The 14051-nt window shown below is 59.9% G+C and carries 13 protein-coding genes and 1 pseudogene; 4 read left to right on the forward strand and 10 right to left on the reverse strand.

Translation table 11 applies throughout. The features are described from left to right. Positions 1 to 15: 15 nt before the first annotated feature. From mnmE to AAHB08_RS13640, 8 genes are all read right to left on the reverse strand, one after another. Positions 16 to 1377: a tRNA uridine-5-carboxymethylaminomethyl(34) synthesis GTPase MnmE gene (gene mnmE / locus AAHB08_RS13605; RefSeq protein WP_043132733.1), complete on the reverse strand. Its 1362-nt coding sequence runs from the start codon at positions 1375 to 1377 to the stop codon at positions 16 to 18. A gap of 97 nt (positions 1378 to 1474) precedes the next feature. Continuing rightward, complete coding sequence (gene yidC, locus AAHB08_RS13610) at positions 1475 to 3121, reverse strand: membrane protein insertase YidC (RefSeq protein ID WP_139437134.1); 1647 nt, start codon at positions 3119 to 3121, stop codon at positions 1475 to 1477. 5 nt (positions 3122 to 3126) lie between these two features. Continuing rightward, the gene (yidD, locus tag AAHB08_RS13615) at positions 3127 to 3375 is read right to left on the reverse strand and encodes a membrane protein insertion efficiency factor YidD (RefSeq protein WP_010672280.1); all 249 of its coding nucleotides are present in this window, start codon (positions 3373 to 3375) and stop codon (positions 3127 to 3129) included. Further along, positions 3342 to 3701 (reverse strand): ribonuclease P protein component, encoded by a 360-nt coding sequence (gene rnpA / locus AAHB08_RS13620; protein ID WP_025328882.1) that lies wholly within the window; start codon positions 3699 to 3701, stop codon positions 3342 to 3344. Before rnpA ends, yidD begins: the two co-directional genes overlap by 34 nt. Beyond that, positions 3701 to 3835, reverse strand: a complete 135-nt coding sequence (rpmH, locus tag AAHB08_RS13625) for a 50S ribosomal protein L34 (protein ID WP_005307156.1) — start codon at positions 3833 to 3835, stop codon at positions 3701 to 3703. Before rpmH ends, rnpA begins: the two co-directional genes overlap by 1 nt. A gap of 269 nt (positions 3836 to 4104) precedes the next feature. Then, positions 4105 to 4839 (reverse strand): amino acid ABC transporter ATP-binding protein, encoded by a 735-nt coding sequence (locus AAHB08_RS13630; protein ID WP_139437132.1) that lies wholly within the window; start codon positions 4837 to 4839, stop codon positions 4105 to 4107. 93 nt (positions 4840 to 4932) lie between these two features. Beyond that, positions 4933 to 5601 carry an amino acid ABC transporter permease gene (locus tag AAHB08_RS13635; RefSeq protein WP_139437129.1) on the reverse strand — a complete coding sequence of 223 codons (669 nt, stop codon included), beginning with the start codon at positions 5599 to 5601 and terminating at the stop codon, positions 4933 to 4935. Then, positions 5602 to 6360 (reverse strand): amino acid ABC transporter substrate-binding protein, encoded by a 759-nt coding sequence (locus AAHB08_RS13640; protein WP_042650677.1) that lies wholly within the window; start codon positions 6358 to 6360, stop codon positions 5602 to 5604. Between the two features lie 310 nt (positions 6361 to 6670). Between AAHB08_RS13640 and dnaA the strand changes: the two genes are divergently transcribed. The 4 genes from dnaA to gyrB all read left to right on the forward strand — a co-directional run bounded on the left by dnaA (position 6671) and on the right by gyrB (position 12742). Further along, positions 6671 to 8041 carry a chromosomal replication initiator protein DnaA gene (gene dnaA / locus AAHB08_RS13645; protein ID WP_025325183.1) on the forward strand — a complete coding sequence of 457 codons (1371 nt, stop codon included), beginning with the start codon at positions 6671 to 6673 and terminating at the stop codon, positions 8039 to 8041. 83 nt (positions 8042 to 8124) lie between these two features. After that, on the forward strand, positions 8125 to 9228 hold the full coding sequence (gene dnaN, locus AAHB08_RS13650; RefSeq protein WP_005326306.1) for a DNA polymerase III subunit beta: 1104 nt from the start codon (positions 8125 to 8127) through the stop codon (positions 9226 to 9228). A 2-nt stretch (positions 9229 to 9230) separates the two neighbouring features. Next, positions 9231 to 10334 (forward strand): DNA replication/repair protein RecF, encoded by a 1104-nt coding sequence (recF, locus tag AAHB08_RS13655; RefSeq protein ID WP_005326309.1) that lies wholly within the window; start codon positions 9231 to 9233, stop codon positions 10332 to 10334. Beyond that, positions 10331 to 12742 carry a DNA topoisomerase (ATP-hydrolyzing) subunit B gene (gyrB, locus tag AAHB08_RS13660; RefSeq protein ID WP_139437127.1) on the forward strand — a complete coding sequence of 804 codons (2412 nt, stop codon included), beginning with the start codon at positions 10331 to 10333 and terminating at the stop codon, positions 12740 to 12742. The genes recF and gyrB overlap by 4 nt, the downstream gene beginning before the upstream one ends. Positions 12743 to 12861: 119 nt before the next feature. Here gyrB and AAHB08_RS13665 read toward each other — a convergent pair whose 3' ends face one another. Both AAHB08_RS13665 and AAHB08_RS13670 read right to left on the reverse strand, forming a co-directional pair. After that, positions 12862 to 13239: a VOC family protein gene (locus AAHB08_RS13665; protein WP_342059262.1), complete on the reverse strand. Its 378-nt coding sequence runs from the start codon at positions 13237 to 13239 to the stop codon at positions 12862 to 12864. 69 nt (positions 13240 to 13308) lie between these two features. Continuing rightward, positions 13309 to 14012 (reverse strand): annotated as a pseudogene (locus tag AAHB08_RS13670) (helix-turn-helix transcriptional regulator). Positions 14013 to 14051 lie beyond the last annotated feature (39 nt).

A 14051-nucleotide genomic window follows, 5' to 3' on the forward strand; every position in this document is an offset into this window, starting at 1 on the left:
GCCTGCCGTGCAGGTTTATTTGCCGATGCAGAAGCTGGAGAAGATGCGCCCCAGCAGATCGTCGGAGCTGAACTCGCCGGTGATCTCGGAGAGGGACTCCTGCGCGAGGCGCAGCTCCTCGGCCACCAGCTCGCCGGCCACGAAGACCTCGAGTTGCTCCCTGGCCACCAGCAGCCGCTCGGCGGCACGCTCCAGGGCATCCAGGTGGCGGCGGCGGGCCATAAAGCCCCCTTCGGTGTTGCCCTGGAAGCCCATGCAGGCCTTCAGGTGCTCGCGCAGGGCGGGCAGCCCCAGCTCGGTCTTGGCGGAGATGCGGTAGACGGCGTGGCCCAGTTCCTGGCTAGGTTCCAGATCCTCGCCGGTCAGGTCGGCCTTGTTGCGCACCACGGTGAGACCGATCTTTTTTGGCAACCGATCAACAAATTCCGGCCAGATCTCCCGCGGGTCGACCGCATCCGTGGTGGTGCCATCCACCATGAAGAGCACCCGATCGGCCTGCTCTATTTCGGCCCAGGCACGCTCGATGCCGATCTGCTCCACCTTGTCCTGGGTATCGCGCAGGCCGGCGGTGTCGATGATGTGCAGCGGCATGCCGTCCAGGTGGATGTGCTCGCGCAGCACGTCGCGGGTGGTGCCGGCGATTTCGGTGACGATGGCGGATTCGCGGCCCGCCAGGGCGTTGAGCAGGCTGGACTTGCCGGCGTTGGGACGGCCGGCGATCACCACCTTCATCCCTTCCCGCAGCAGGGCGCCCTGCTTGGCCTCGCCGCGCACGTCATCCAGCTCTGCCATGATGGCGTAAAGATCCCCCGCTACCTTGCCGTCTGAGAGGAAGTCGATCTCCTCGTCCGGGAAGTCGATGGCGGCCTCCACATAGATGCGCAGCCGGGTGAGACTCTCCACCAGTTGCTGGATCTTGCCGGAGAACTGCCCCTGCAGGGAGTGCATGGCGCTGCGGGCGGCCTGCTCGCTGGAGGCTTCGATCAGATCGGCGATGGCCTCGGCCTGGGCCAGATCCAGCTTGTCGTTGAGGAAGGCGCGCTCGCTGAACTCGCCGGGACGGGCGGGGCGGATGCCCTCGATTTGCAGGATGCGGCGGATCAGCATGTCCAGGATGACGGGGCCACCGTGGCCCTGCAGCTCCAGCACATCCTCGCCGGTGAAGCTGTTGGGGGCCTTGAACAGCAGGGCTATGCCCTGATCCAGAGGCTGGCCCTGCTCGTCCTTGAACGGCAGATATTCGGCATAGCGCACCCTGGGCAGCCGACCGAGCACGATTTCGGCGACTCGTTCGGCGGCGGGGCCTGAGACGCGGACTATGCCGACGCCACCCCGGCCGGGGGCGGTGGCCTGGGCCACGATCGTATCTGTTGTCATCTTGCTTGACTCGTCTGTTCGGTAATTGGGGGACATTGTAATAAAAAAGGCGGCCCGAAGGCCGCCTCTTTTGTCATCAGGGAAGATGGGCTGCGCATCAAGTGCGTGAGTGCAGGCCTTTCTTCTCCAGCTGACGATAGATGATGGTCTGCTGGATGATGGAGATGACGTTGCTCACCAGCCAGTACAGGGTCAGACCTGCCGGGAACCAGAGGAACATGAAGGTGAAGATGATCGGCATGAACTGCATCACCTTCTGCTGCATCGGGTCCGTGATGGTGGTCGGGCTCATCTTCTGCAGATACCACATGGAGGCACCCATGAGGATCGGCAGCACGAAGAAGGGGTCCTTCACCGACAGGTCGGTGATCCACAGGGCGAACGGCGCGTGACGCAGCTCGACAGACTCCATCAGTGCCCAGTAGAGGGCGATGAAGATAGGCATCTGTACCAGGATCGGCAGACAGCCACCGAGCGGGTTGACCTTCTCCTTCTTGTACAGCTCCATCATGCCCTGGGACATCTTCTGGCGATCGTCACCGAAGCGTTCCTTGAGCGCAGCCAGCTTGGGTTGCAGCATGCGCATCTTGGCCATGGAGGTGTACTGGGCCTTGGTCAGCGGGAACATGATGCCGCGTACCAGCAGGGTCAGCATGATGATGGCCAGGCCCCAGTTCTGGACGAAACCGTGGAACACGGTCAGCAGCCAGTGCAGCGGCTGGGCGATGAACCAGAGCCAGCCGTAGTCGACGGTCAGGTCCAGGTGGTTTGCCACCTTGGCCATCTGATCCTGCAGCTTGGGACCGACCCACAGCTTGCCGCTTACTTCGGCCTGCTGACCGGCAGCCACGTCAACCAGCGGCGCCTTGTAGCCGATGATGGCCTGGTCTTTACCCGGGATCACGCGGCTGTAGAAGCTGTTGGTGTCCTCGGCGTTCGGTGCCCAGGCGGAGACGAAGTAGTGTTGCAGCATGGCGACCCAACCACCCTTGGTGGTCTTGTTCAGGTCGGCATCCTTCATCTCGTCGAAGGTGTACTTCTTGTAGCGGGTATCTTCGCTGGAGAAGGCACCACCACGGTAGGCGCTGGCCACCATGGCATGGCCTTCCTGGTCCTTCGGCGTGGTCACGGTCTGCTTCAGCTGACCGTAGAACTGCACCTGAACCGGCTCGGCAGACTTGTTGTCGATCTTGTAATCGACGCCGATGGCGTAGTCACCGCGCTTGAGCACGAACTCCTTGGTGAAGACCACGCCCTTGCTGTCGGTCCAGGTCATCGGCACGACGACTTGATCCTGACCGTCGGCCAGCTGGTAGCTGGTCTGGGCGGCTTCGTAGGTGGGACGACCCTGGGGCTGGCTGTCAGGACCATTGCGACCCACCAGACCACTCTGGGCAACATAGAGGTGCGCAGGCTGGCTGGTCAGCAGGGTGAACGGCTGTTCCTTGCCTTCTTCCAGCTTGTGGGCCAGCAGTTCGGCAGAGACGATGTCACCGCCCTGGGTATCCAGGGTCAGCTTGAGCACGTCGGAGGAGACGGTGATCAGCTTGCGTGCGGTAGTGGCGTTGGCTTGCTCGGAAACCTGAGGAATATCACCGGTCTGACCGGCTTCAGGTACGAAATGTTCGGTTTGGGCCACGGTAGTCGGGGCCGGCTTCGGAGCCTTGTCGGACTCCCACTGTTGCCAGAGCAAGAAGCTCACGAACAGCAAACCGATCAGGAGTAAATTGCGTTGTGATTCCATAGTCTTCAGTTTCTTCGCTTTGGTTGCGGAACCGGGTCATAACCACCCTCGGATAAGGGATGGCATTTTAATAGACGTTTGCTGGCTAACCAAACGCCTTTTATGAAACCGTGAAGTCGGATTGCTTCTATCGCAAATTGGGAACAAGTCGGGGTGAAACGGCAGCGCGGCCCGAGCAGGGGACTAATGATTAGCTGATACAGGCGTATCAGTTTGATAGCTACCCATTGCAACGGCGTGACAGAGTGCGCCATAGCTTTTCCAGTAACTTGAACAGCTCTTCGTTATCCATCTCCTTTACGCCACCCTTGGCTATGACGACGATGTCGATAGCGGGCAGATTGGCCTGATTGAGACGGAAGCTCTCCCGTACCACTCGTTTGACACGGTTACGCCAGACGGCACGCTTGAGTGCTTTTTTGGGCACAGCTAGGCCAAGACGGGGGTGTTCGAGGGAATTGGGGCAAGCAAGAAGCGTAATTTGCGGAGAAGCGGCCCGGACAGGCTCGGCGAAAACGCGTTTGAAGTGTTCGGGAGTTAACAGACGTAACTCCCGAGAGAAGGTGTGCTGGGTAGGCATTAGACTACCAGGCGGGCACGACCCTTGGCACGACGAGCGGCCAGAACTTTGCGGCCGTTGGCAGTAGCCATGCGAGCGCGGAAACCGTGAGAGCGCTTGCGCTTCAGGTTGGACGGTTGAAAAGTACGTTTCATGATTCGATTCCGTATTTCTGTACAGTTTTGATTGTCACACTTAGCCGACGCGCCAGCTATAGCGTGTGACGACTAGCAAAAGAGGCCGAATTCTAAACAGAGTTCGGCTTCTCGTCAATCCGCCGTTCCCTCTCATCTTCTTCTGGCTCAACAATAAGCAGGAGAAGCTGGCAGGATCCAGAGGATCAAGGGCCCCGAATTATACTGGCAACCCCGGGTTAAACAAGGATCCACCAAGAAAAAAGGCGGCCAGGCCGCCAAAGAGAGAGCTATTTAAGGACTTTGCGCAGGAACTCCCGGGTACGGGGATCCTGCGGATCGACCAATATCTGATCCGGCGGGCCCTGTTCGACGATCCGGCCCCCTTCCATGAAGATCACCCGGTCGGCGACATCACGGGCAAACTCGATCTCGTGGGTCACCACCACCATGGTCTGGTGCTGGCGGGCGAGCTCCTTCATCAGCCCCAGCACCTCGTCGACCCATTCCGGATCCAGGGCCGAGGTGGGCTCGTCAAACAGAATGACCTTGGAGTGGGCCGCCATGGCGCGGCCTATGCCGACCCGCTGCTGCTGGCCACCGGAGAGGGACGCCGGGTAGGCATCCTGCTTGTCGGCGAGGCCTATGTCCTTGAGGATGCCAAGGGCGGTGGCACGGGCCTCCGCCTTCGGCTGTTTCCAGACGGTGATCAGCCCCTCGGCGATGTTGTCCAGCGCCGTCTTGTTGGCAAACAGGGCGTAGTTCTGGAACACGAAGGAGGCGCGCTTGCGCAGCTCGATGGCCTGCTGCTCGCTGGCACGGGCCAGATCCAGCTGCAGATCATCGATGGCAAGGGTGCCTGCATCCGGGGTCTCCAGCAGGTTGAGGCAGCGCAGCAGGGTCGACTTGCCGGTGCCGGAGGGACCGATGATGACGACAATGTCACCCTTCTTCACCTCCAGATCGATGCCGTTCAATACCTGATTGCCGTCATAGGCCTTGGAAAGACCCGTTAACTTGATCATGACAGGTCTCCTTCAATGGACGCGGCTGTTGAGAGGTACTCCCAGCCTGTGCCGCAAGTGGGTAATGGCGTGCTCATCATCGCTGGCATCCTCTTAGTAAGCACGATTGAGGCGTACTTCCAGCAGGTGCTGCAAGCGGGTGAAGAAGATGACCACCACCCAGTAGACTAGGGCCACCGCCATGAAGCTCTCGAAAAACTTGAAGGAGGAGGAGGCCTCCATCTGTGCCTTGCCCATGATCTCGGCCACCCCCAGGGTAAACGCCAGGGAGGTGCTCTTGATCATGTCGATGAAGTAGTTCATCAGGGACGGCGTCGCGATGCGGGCCGCCTGCGGCAGTATGATCCGCCGCATCGCCTGATAACGGCTCATGCCGATGCTGAGGGCAGCTTCCATCTGGCTCTTGTGGATGCCGAGAATGGCGGCCCGGATCGATTCGGCCATGTAGGCGGCGAAGTGCAGGGTCAGCCCTATGATGGCGGCGGTAAAGGCATCCATCCCCACGAAGACAGGGAACAGTTGCGGCAGCCCGTAGTAGAGCAGGAACAGCTGGACGAGCAGGGGAGTCCCCCGGAAGAACGAGATATACAGCATCGCCAGCCAGTGAATTGCGGGAACGCGAAACACCCGTACTATCGCCAGGGCCAGCGACAGTACGAGTGCCAATACGAATCCCCACAGGGCCATTTCCATCGTGGTGCCCAGGTATTTGAGCAGGATGGGAAACAGCCCTAGCGTGTACTCGAGATCAAATTCCATCATTTATTTGCTGGTGATATCCGCTGCGAACCATTTTTCCGAGATCTTGGTCAGGGAGCCGTCTTTACGCATGGCGGTCAGCGCCTCGTCGACCTTCTTCAGCACGGCCTGTTTTTCCGGGGTCTTCAGGAAGGGCAGGGCGTTCTCGATAGTCTCGAACGGTGCGCCTGCCTGTTGCAGCGGCAGCTTGGATTCCTTGATCAGCTGGGCGGTGGAGACGCGGTCCATCACGAAGGCATCGATGCGACCCAGGGCGACGTCCTGCTCGAAGCTGGAGTCATAGGTGCGGATGTCGATCTTCTTGTTCGGGTCGTTCTTGCGCAGCAGCTCTTCGAAGTTGGAGCCCAGGTTCACCGCGACCGTCTTGCCTTCCAGATCCTTGAGACCGTGGATGGTGCTGTTGCCCTTGCGCACCACTATCTGGGCGCCGTCATAGACGTAGGGCTGGGAGAAGGCGTACTTGGCCTTGCGCTCGTCGGTGATGGTGATCTGGTTGGAGATGGTATCGACGCGACCGGTTTCCAGCATGCCGAACAGGCCGGAGAAGCTGGCGGTGACGAACTCGACCTTGTAACCGGTGCGCTCACCGATCTGGTTCCACATGTCCACCTCGAAGCCCTGCAGCTTGTCCTGCTTGACGAAGGTGAACGGGAAATACTTGCCGGACATGCCGACCTTGATGGTTTCCTGGGCGATGGCCTGGCCGGACAGGCTGGCCAGCAGAATGGCGGCGCCGGAAATCAGCTTGATGGTGGTCTTCATGGGGATTCCTCTCTCTGTAGTTCTGTATTTTTAGTTGTAATCACGGGTTGGCGCTGATGTTATTGGAATAAAATATAAAGAATAAATGATATTTGGTTATATAAAATAACCGCAGCAGCAGGCTCTCATTCTGTCCACATCACCGGTCGGTGGCTGTGGGTAACTTTGGGGATGAAATCAGATCCTGGGGCGTTGGATCCTTGAAAGTCAAGGATCTTATTTGCTGGATCCGTGCGGCGGCAACTGGAGATCCAGCCACTAAAAACGTAGAATAGCCGGTCTTTACTTAATCAATTGACGGGAGTCTAGAGTGACTGCTTCGCTATGGCAGCAGTGCCTTAACCGGCTGCAAGATGAGTTGCCCTCGGCAGAATTCAGCATGTGGATCCGGCCGCTTCAAGCGGAGTTGAGTGACAATACTCTGACCCTGTATGCACCGAATCGCTTCGTTCTGGACTGGGTACGCGACAAGTACCTGCTCCGGGTCAATGGCATCATCAACGAGCTGTGCGGAGCCGATGCTCCCACCCTGCGTTTTGACATCGGTAATCGTCCCCATCCCGTCGCGGTCGCCAGAGCGCCGGCGCGCGGTGTCGATCCTGTGAATAACTCTCACAAGAGCTGGGAAAGCAAGGCGGAAGCCAAGCCCGAACCGAACCACAAGAGCAACACCAACGTGAACTACACCTTCGAGAATTTCGTCGAGGGTAAGTCCAACCAGTTGGCCCGTGCGGCGGCCCGTCAGGTGGCCGACAATCCGGGTGGCGCCTACAACCCGCTGTTCCTCTATGGCGGCACCGGTCTGGGCAAGACCCACCTGCTGCACGCCGTTGGCAACGCCATCAAGGAACGCAAGAAAGACGCCAAAGTCATCTACATGCACTCCGAACGGTTCGTGCAGGACATGGTGAAGGCGCTGCAGAATAACGCCATTGAAGAGTTCAAGCGTTATTACCGTAGCGTCGATGCCCTGCTCATCGATGACATCCAGTTCTTCGCCAACAAGGAGCGCTCCCAGGAGGAGTTCTTCCATACCTTCAACGCCCTGCTCGAAGGCAACCAGCAGATCATCCTGACCTCGGATCGTTACCCGAAGGAGATCAATGGTGTCGAGGATCGCCTCAAGTCCCGCTTCGGCTGGGGTCTGACGGTGGCGATCGAACCGCCCGAGCTGGAGACCCGCGTCGCCATCCTGATGCGCAAGGCGGACGAGAACCAGATCCATCTGCCGGACGAAGTGGCCTTCTTCATCGCCAAGCGTCTGCGCTCCAACGTCCGTGAGCTGGAAGGCGCCCTCAACCGGGTGATCGCCAACGCCAACTTCACCGGTCGTGCAATCAACATCGACTTCGTGCGTGAGGCGCTGCGCGACCTGCTGGCCTTGCAGGAGAAGCTGGTCACCATCGACAACATCCAGAAGACGGTGGCGGAGTACTACAAGATCAAGCTGGCGGATCTGCTGTCCAAGCGTCGCTCCCGCTCCGTTGCCCGCCCGCGTCAGCTGGCGATGGCCCTGGCCAAGGAGCTGACCAACCACAGTTTGCCGGAGATAGGCGATGCCTTTGGTGGCCGTGACCACACCACCGTTCTTCATGCCTGCCGCAAGATCGAGCAGCTGAAGGAGGAGAGTCACGACATCAAGGAAGACTATTCCAACCTGATCCGTACCCTTTCTTCCTGATAACGGAACGGAGTGGACAGATGGGGCTCGAATATTCCAACCTGATCCGAAAATTTTCCTCCTAATCACAACGGAGAGCACAGATGCAGCTCGAAATTAGCCGTGAGGCCCTGTTACGTCCTCTGCAACTGGTGTCCGGTGCCCTGGGTGGCCGGCCGACCCTACCCATCCTCGGCAACGTCCTGCTCGATGTCAGCAATGGCCTGCTGTCGCTGACCGGGACAGATCTCGAGGTGGAGATGATAGGCCAGGTCTATCTCAGCAGCGACAGCCAGGATGGGCGCACCACAGTGCCGGCGCGCAAGTTGCTGGATATCTGCCGCGGCCTGCCGGAAGGGGCGGATATCCGTCTCAACACCGAAGGGGAGCGCCTCATCATCCGCTCCGGTCGTTCCCGCTTCAATCTCTCGACCCTGCCGGCGACCGAGTACCCGAACATCGAGGACTGGGAATCCGTGCTCGAGTTCGACATCAGCCAGCTGGAGCTTAAAAAACTGATCGATGCGACCCAGTTCTCCATGGCCAGCCAGGATGTGCGTTACTACCTGAACGGCATGCTGTTCGAGAGCGAGGGCCATGGCCTGCGCACCGTCGCCACCGACGGTCACCGCCTGGCCACCTGTCGCCGCGAAGTGGTCGGGGAATCGCTGCCCGATCATCAGGTCATCCTGCCCCGCAAGGGCGTGCTGGAGCTGGTGCGCCTCCTGGAGGCGGAAGACAAGCCGGTGCGGTTGCAGGTCGGTCGCAGCAACCTGCGTGCCGCCCTGGATGGCTTCATCTTCACCTCCAAGCTGGTAGATGGCCGCTTCCCGGACTGGCGTCGCGTCATTCCCCGGGGGAGCGACAAGGCCCTGATCGCCGGTCGTGAGGATCTGCGCCAGGCCTTCGCCCGCGCCGCCATCCTCTCCAACGAGAAATTCCGTGGGGTGCGTCTCAATCTGCAGGAAAACCTGCTGCGCATTACCGCCAACAACCCGGAACAGGAAGAAGCCGAGGAGCTGCTTGACGTACAATATGCCGCTGGCGAGATGGAGATCGGCTTCAACGTCTCCTATGTGCTGGACGTGCTGAATACGTTAAAATGTGACCAAATCCGGATCAGCCTGAGCGATTCCATCAGCAGTGCCATTATTGAGGATTTTGACAGCCAAGATGCCCAGTATGTGGTGATGCCGATGCGGATCTAGTCGTGTCCCTGGTCAAACTCCAGCTCAGCGACTTTCGCAACATCCAGCACGCCAGTCTCGCGCTGTCCCCCGGCCTCAATATTCTGGTCGGGTGCAATGGCAGCGGCAAGACCAGCGTGCTGGAAGCCATCCATTACCTCGGTCTCGGTCGTTCTTTTCGTACTCACCTGACCGGGCGGGTCATCCGCCAGGGGGAGAGGGCGTTTACCCTGTTTGCCCAGTGCGAGCTGGAAGGGCGTCAGGTGCCCATCGGGCTTGCCAAGGACAAGGGGGGCGAGACCCAGCTCAAGATCGCCGGGGCCCAGGCCCAGCGATTGGCCGATCTGGCCGAGCTGTTGCCGGTGCAGTTGATCCACCCCGATGGTTTCAACCTGCTGACCGGCGGGCCTCAGGCTCGCCGGGCCTGGCTGGACTGGGGTGTCTTTCATCAGGAGCCGACCTTCTTCTCCCTGTGGGGGCGGGTGCGGCGTCTGCTGAAACAGCGCAATGCGCTGCTGCGCCAGAGCAGCCAGTATCGCCAGCTGGCATTCTGGGATCAGGAGCTGGTGCGGCTCGGGGGTGAGCTGGCGGAGTTTCGCGCCAGTTATTGTCAGGCCATTACCCCCCTGATCAAGGAGATGACGGCGGATTTTCTGCCGGAATTCGACATCAGCCTCGGTTTCTATCGGGGCTGGGAGAGAGAGACTCCCCTCGGCGACTTGCTGGAGGCGGGGTTCGAGCGGGATCGTTCGCTGGGGTACACTGGGGTCGGTCCGCAGAAGGCGGATGTGCGGCTCAAGGCGAACGGGGTGCCCGCTCAGGATATTTTGTCCAGGGGTCAGTTGAAGTTGCTGGTCTGTGCCATGCGACTGGCTCAAGGGCTCTATTTGAATCAACATAGCAGCCGTGGCTGTATTTTTTTAATTGACGATTTTGCCTCTGAACTGGATGTCGACAAACGTCGCCTGCTGGCCGCAAGGCTGAAGCAGTGCGCGTCCCAGGTGTTTATCACCGCCATCGATACCGGTCAGCTCGCAGACATGATGGATGCGAGTGACTGCAAGCTGTTCCACGTGGAACAAGGCAAGATCTCCGAAACGTTAGAGAAGGCAGAGAGTAAGCTATGAGTGAAAATACTTACGACTCCTCGAATATCAAGGTGCTGAAGGGCCTGGATGCGGTCCGCAAGCGCCCGGGGATGTATATCGGCGATACGGATGATGGCTCGGGCCTGCACCACATGGTGTTCGAGGTCGTCGATAACTCCATTGACGAGGCTCTGGCTGGCTACTGCTCCGATATTCAGGTCAAGATCCATTCCGACGGTTCCGTCTCCGTCCGTGACAACGGCCGGGGTATTCCGGTCGACATGCACGAGGAGGAGGGCCGCTCCGCCGCCGAAGTCATCATGACGGTGCTGCACGCCGGCGGCAAATTCGATGACAACTCCTACAAGGTATCCGGCGGCCTGCACGGCGTGGGTGTCTCGGTGGTGAACGCCCTCTCTGACAAGCTGCTGCTGACCATACGTCGCAACGGCCACGTCTACGAGCAGACCTATCACCTGGGTGAGCCGCAGGCGCCGCTCAAGCAGATTGGCGACAGCACCGGTACCGGTACCGAAGTGCGCTTCTGGCCGAGCCCGACCATCTTTACCGATACCCTGTATCACTACGAGATCCTGGCCAAGCGCCTGCGTGAGCTCTCCTTCCTGAACTCCGGTGTCTCCATCCGCCTGATGGACGAGCGGGATGGCCGCGAGGCTCACTTCTGCTACGAGGGCGGCATCAAGGCCTTCGTCGAATACCTGAACCAGAACAAGACCCCGATCCATCCCAAGGTGTTCCACTTCACCACCGAGCAGGATGGTATCGGCGTCGAAGTGGCGATGCAGTGGAACGACGCCTATCAGGAAGGGGTCTACTGCTTCACCAACAACATCCCGCAGCGGGATGGTGGTACTCACCTCGTTGGCTTCCGTACCGCGCTGACCCGTACCCTCAACTCCTACATGGACAAAGAGGACTACAGCAAGAAGGCCAAGTCTGCCGCCAGTGGCGACGACGTCCGTGAAGGCCTGATTGCGGTCATCTCCGTCAAGGTACCTGATCCCAAGTTCTCCTCCCAGACCAAGGACAAGCTGGTCTCTTCCGAAGTGAAGACTGCCGTTGAACAGGCGATGGGCGAGAAGCTGGCGGACTTCCTGCTGGAAAACCCGGGCGACGCCAAGATAGTGGTCAACAAGATCATCGATGCGGCCCGTGCCCGTGAAGCGGCCCGCAAGGCCCGCGAACTGACTCGCCGCAAGGGCGCCCTAGACATCGCAGGTCTGCCCGGCAAGCTGGCGGACTGTCAGGAGAAAGACCCGGCCCTCTCCGAACTCTACATAGTGGAAGGGGACTCTGCTGGCGGCTCCGCCAAGCAGGGTCGCAACCGCAAGAACCAGGCCATACTGCCGCTCAAGGGCAAGATCCTGAACGTGGAGAAGGCCCGTTTCGACAAGATGATCTCCTCGCAAGAGGTGGGCACCCTGATCACGGCGCTGGGCTGCGGCATAGGTCGCGACGAGTACAACCCGGACAAGCTGCGCTACCACAACATCATCATCATGACGGATGCGGACGTCGATGGTGCGCACATCCGTACCCTGCTGCTGACCTTCTTCTACCGTCAGATGCCGGAGATCATCGAGCGTGGCTACGTCTTCATCGCCCAGCCGCCGCTCTACAAGGTCAAGAAGGGCAAGCAGGAGCAGTATCTGAAAGACGAAGATGCACTGCTGCAGTACCAGACCTCCATGGCGCTGGACGGTGCTACCCTGCACGTCAACGAGTCTGCCCCTGCCATCGGTGGCGAGGCGCTGGAGCGTCTGGTAAATCAGCACCGTGCCGTCTCTCACCTGATCACCCGCATGTCCCGCCGCGCCCCGGATGCCGTGCTGACCCAGCTGATCTATCAGCCTGAGTTGAACGAAACCCTGCTGGCCAGCGAGAGCGATCTGCTGGCCTGGTGCCAGGGGATGGAAGCCGTGCTCAACGAGAGCAACCACGGCATCCAGTACCAGATCCAGGTACGTCGTGACGAAGAGCGCAGCCTGTTCGTGCCCCACGCCGTGGTACGTCAGCACGGTGTCGACCGGGAATACCCGCTCAGCTACGACTTCCTGCAGTCCGGTGAATACCGTCAGCTGGTCTCCCTGGGCAAGGAGATTGCCAACCTGATCGAGGAAGGTGGTTTCATCAAGCGTGGCGAGAAGGTCAAACCTGTGGCCAACTTCGTGGAAGCCGTCGACTGGCTGATGGGCGAAGGCAAGCGTGGCATCTACATCCAGCGCTATAAAGGGCTGGGTGAGATGAACCCGGATCAGCTGTGGGAAACCACCATGGATCCGGAAGCCCGTCGCATGCTGCGTGTCACTATCGACGACGCCGTCGGCGCCGACCAGCTCTTCTCCACCCTGATGGGTGATGCGGTCGAGCCTCGTCGTGACTTTATCGAGACCAACGCCCTGCGGGTCGCCAACCTCGACGTCTGATCGACGCAGTCAGACAGTAAAAAGCCGCTCCTTGTGAGCGGCTTTTTGTTTTCTGTGCATGAGGAAAGTGGCGTGTTCCACGTGAAACATGAAACCGCCTTGGTGTTGATAGCACCGACTCAGCCCGGTTCTGCTGCCAGGCAGTAGAGGCGCAGGCGATGGCCATCGGGATCGAGGGCCATACCGGTATAGCCAAACTCCATCCGGATCGGCTGCTGGATGATGGTCAGGCCGCGAGCCTGACACTCGGCCAAGCCAGAATCGACACTGGCTTCATCGGGCTGCGGGAAGGCCAGCTCCATGGCGCCGGCACACTGGGTCACGGCAGGCTCGACGGTAGCGCTGGACCAGAGCGCCAGTTTTGCTCCCGACTCGAACACGAACATGACAAAGGTAGGGGACTCCTCTACCGGTGGGCGACCGAAAAGCTCGCGATAGATACGGGCGCTGCGGGCCGGATTAGAAACATAGAGAATGGTGAACGGTGGGACTAACAACATGGTGATGCTCCTTGATTCGGGGAGGGCGCATCTGCGCCGACCCCGTCAGCATGGCGCTACCTGCTGTCAGTTTCTGTCAGCAATGAATTTGGGTTGCGGGATCTGCTGGGTGGCGCGCCACGCTTTCAGCAAGCTCTCCCTACTTTTGGGATAGCGGTTTTCTTCTGGCTGCATCCGGGTGATGCGATCGACCCGAAAGTGGCGAAAGCCCTGACGTAGTTCGCACCAGGCGACCAGTACCCGCACCTGCTCGAAGTAGCCAAGAGCAAAGGGCCAGACGGTGCGCTCAGAAGTATCTTCCTTGAGATCGCGATAGCTCAGGATCACTTTGCGCTGCTGGCGGATGGCGCTGCGCAACGGGGCTTCATCGGTGAGGCTGTCGCTGCGGGAGGTGCCGATCAGCAGGGCATTGCTCTGGAGCTGCTGGCGATAGTCGGCGGGCAACACGGCTTCTATCTTGGCTAGCGCACTCTGGCCGATGCACTCAAGGCTCCGTCACCGTGCGCGACCACCCAGCGCGACCCCAGCACCAGTGCATCCAGCTCCTCTTCGCTGAACATCAGCGGCGGCAGCATGAAGCCGGGGCGCAGCACATAACCGATACCCGGTTCTCCCTCGATATGGGCACCTTGCGCCTGCAGGGTGGCGATATCCCGATAGAGGGTGCGCAGGCTGATGCCAAGCTGGCTGGCCAGTTCAGAGCCTGTGATGGCGTAGCGGTGGCCGCGCAGCAGCTGGAGCAGGGCCAGCAGGCGTTCGGAACGGGACATGGTATGACTCCTGAGTATTTCTGGTTAGCCTGCCATAGC

The sequence above is a fragment of the Aeromonas sp. OTU364 genome (genome assembly GCF_038440395.1).
Classification (GTDB): domain Bacteria; phylum Pseudomonadota; class Gammaproteobacteria; order Enterobacterales; family Aeromonadaceae; genus Aeromonas.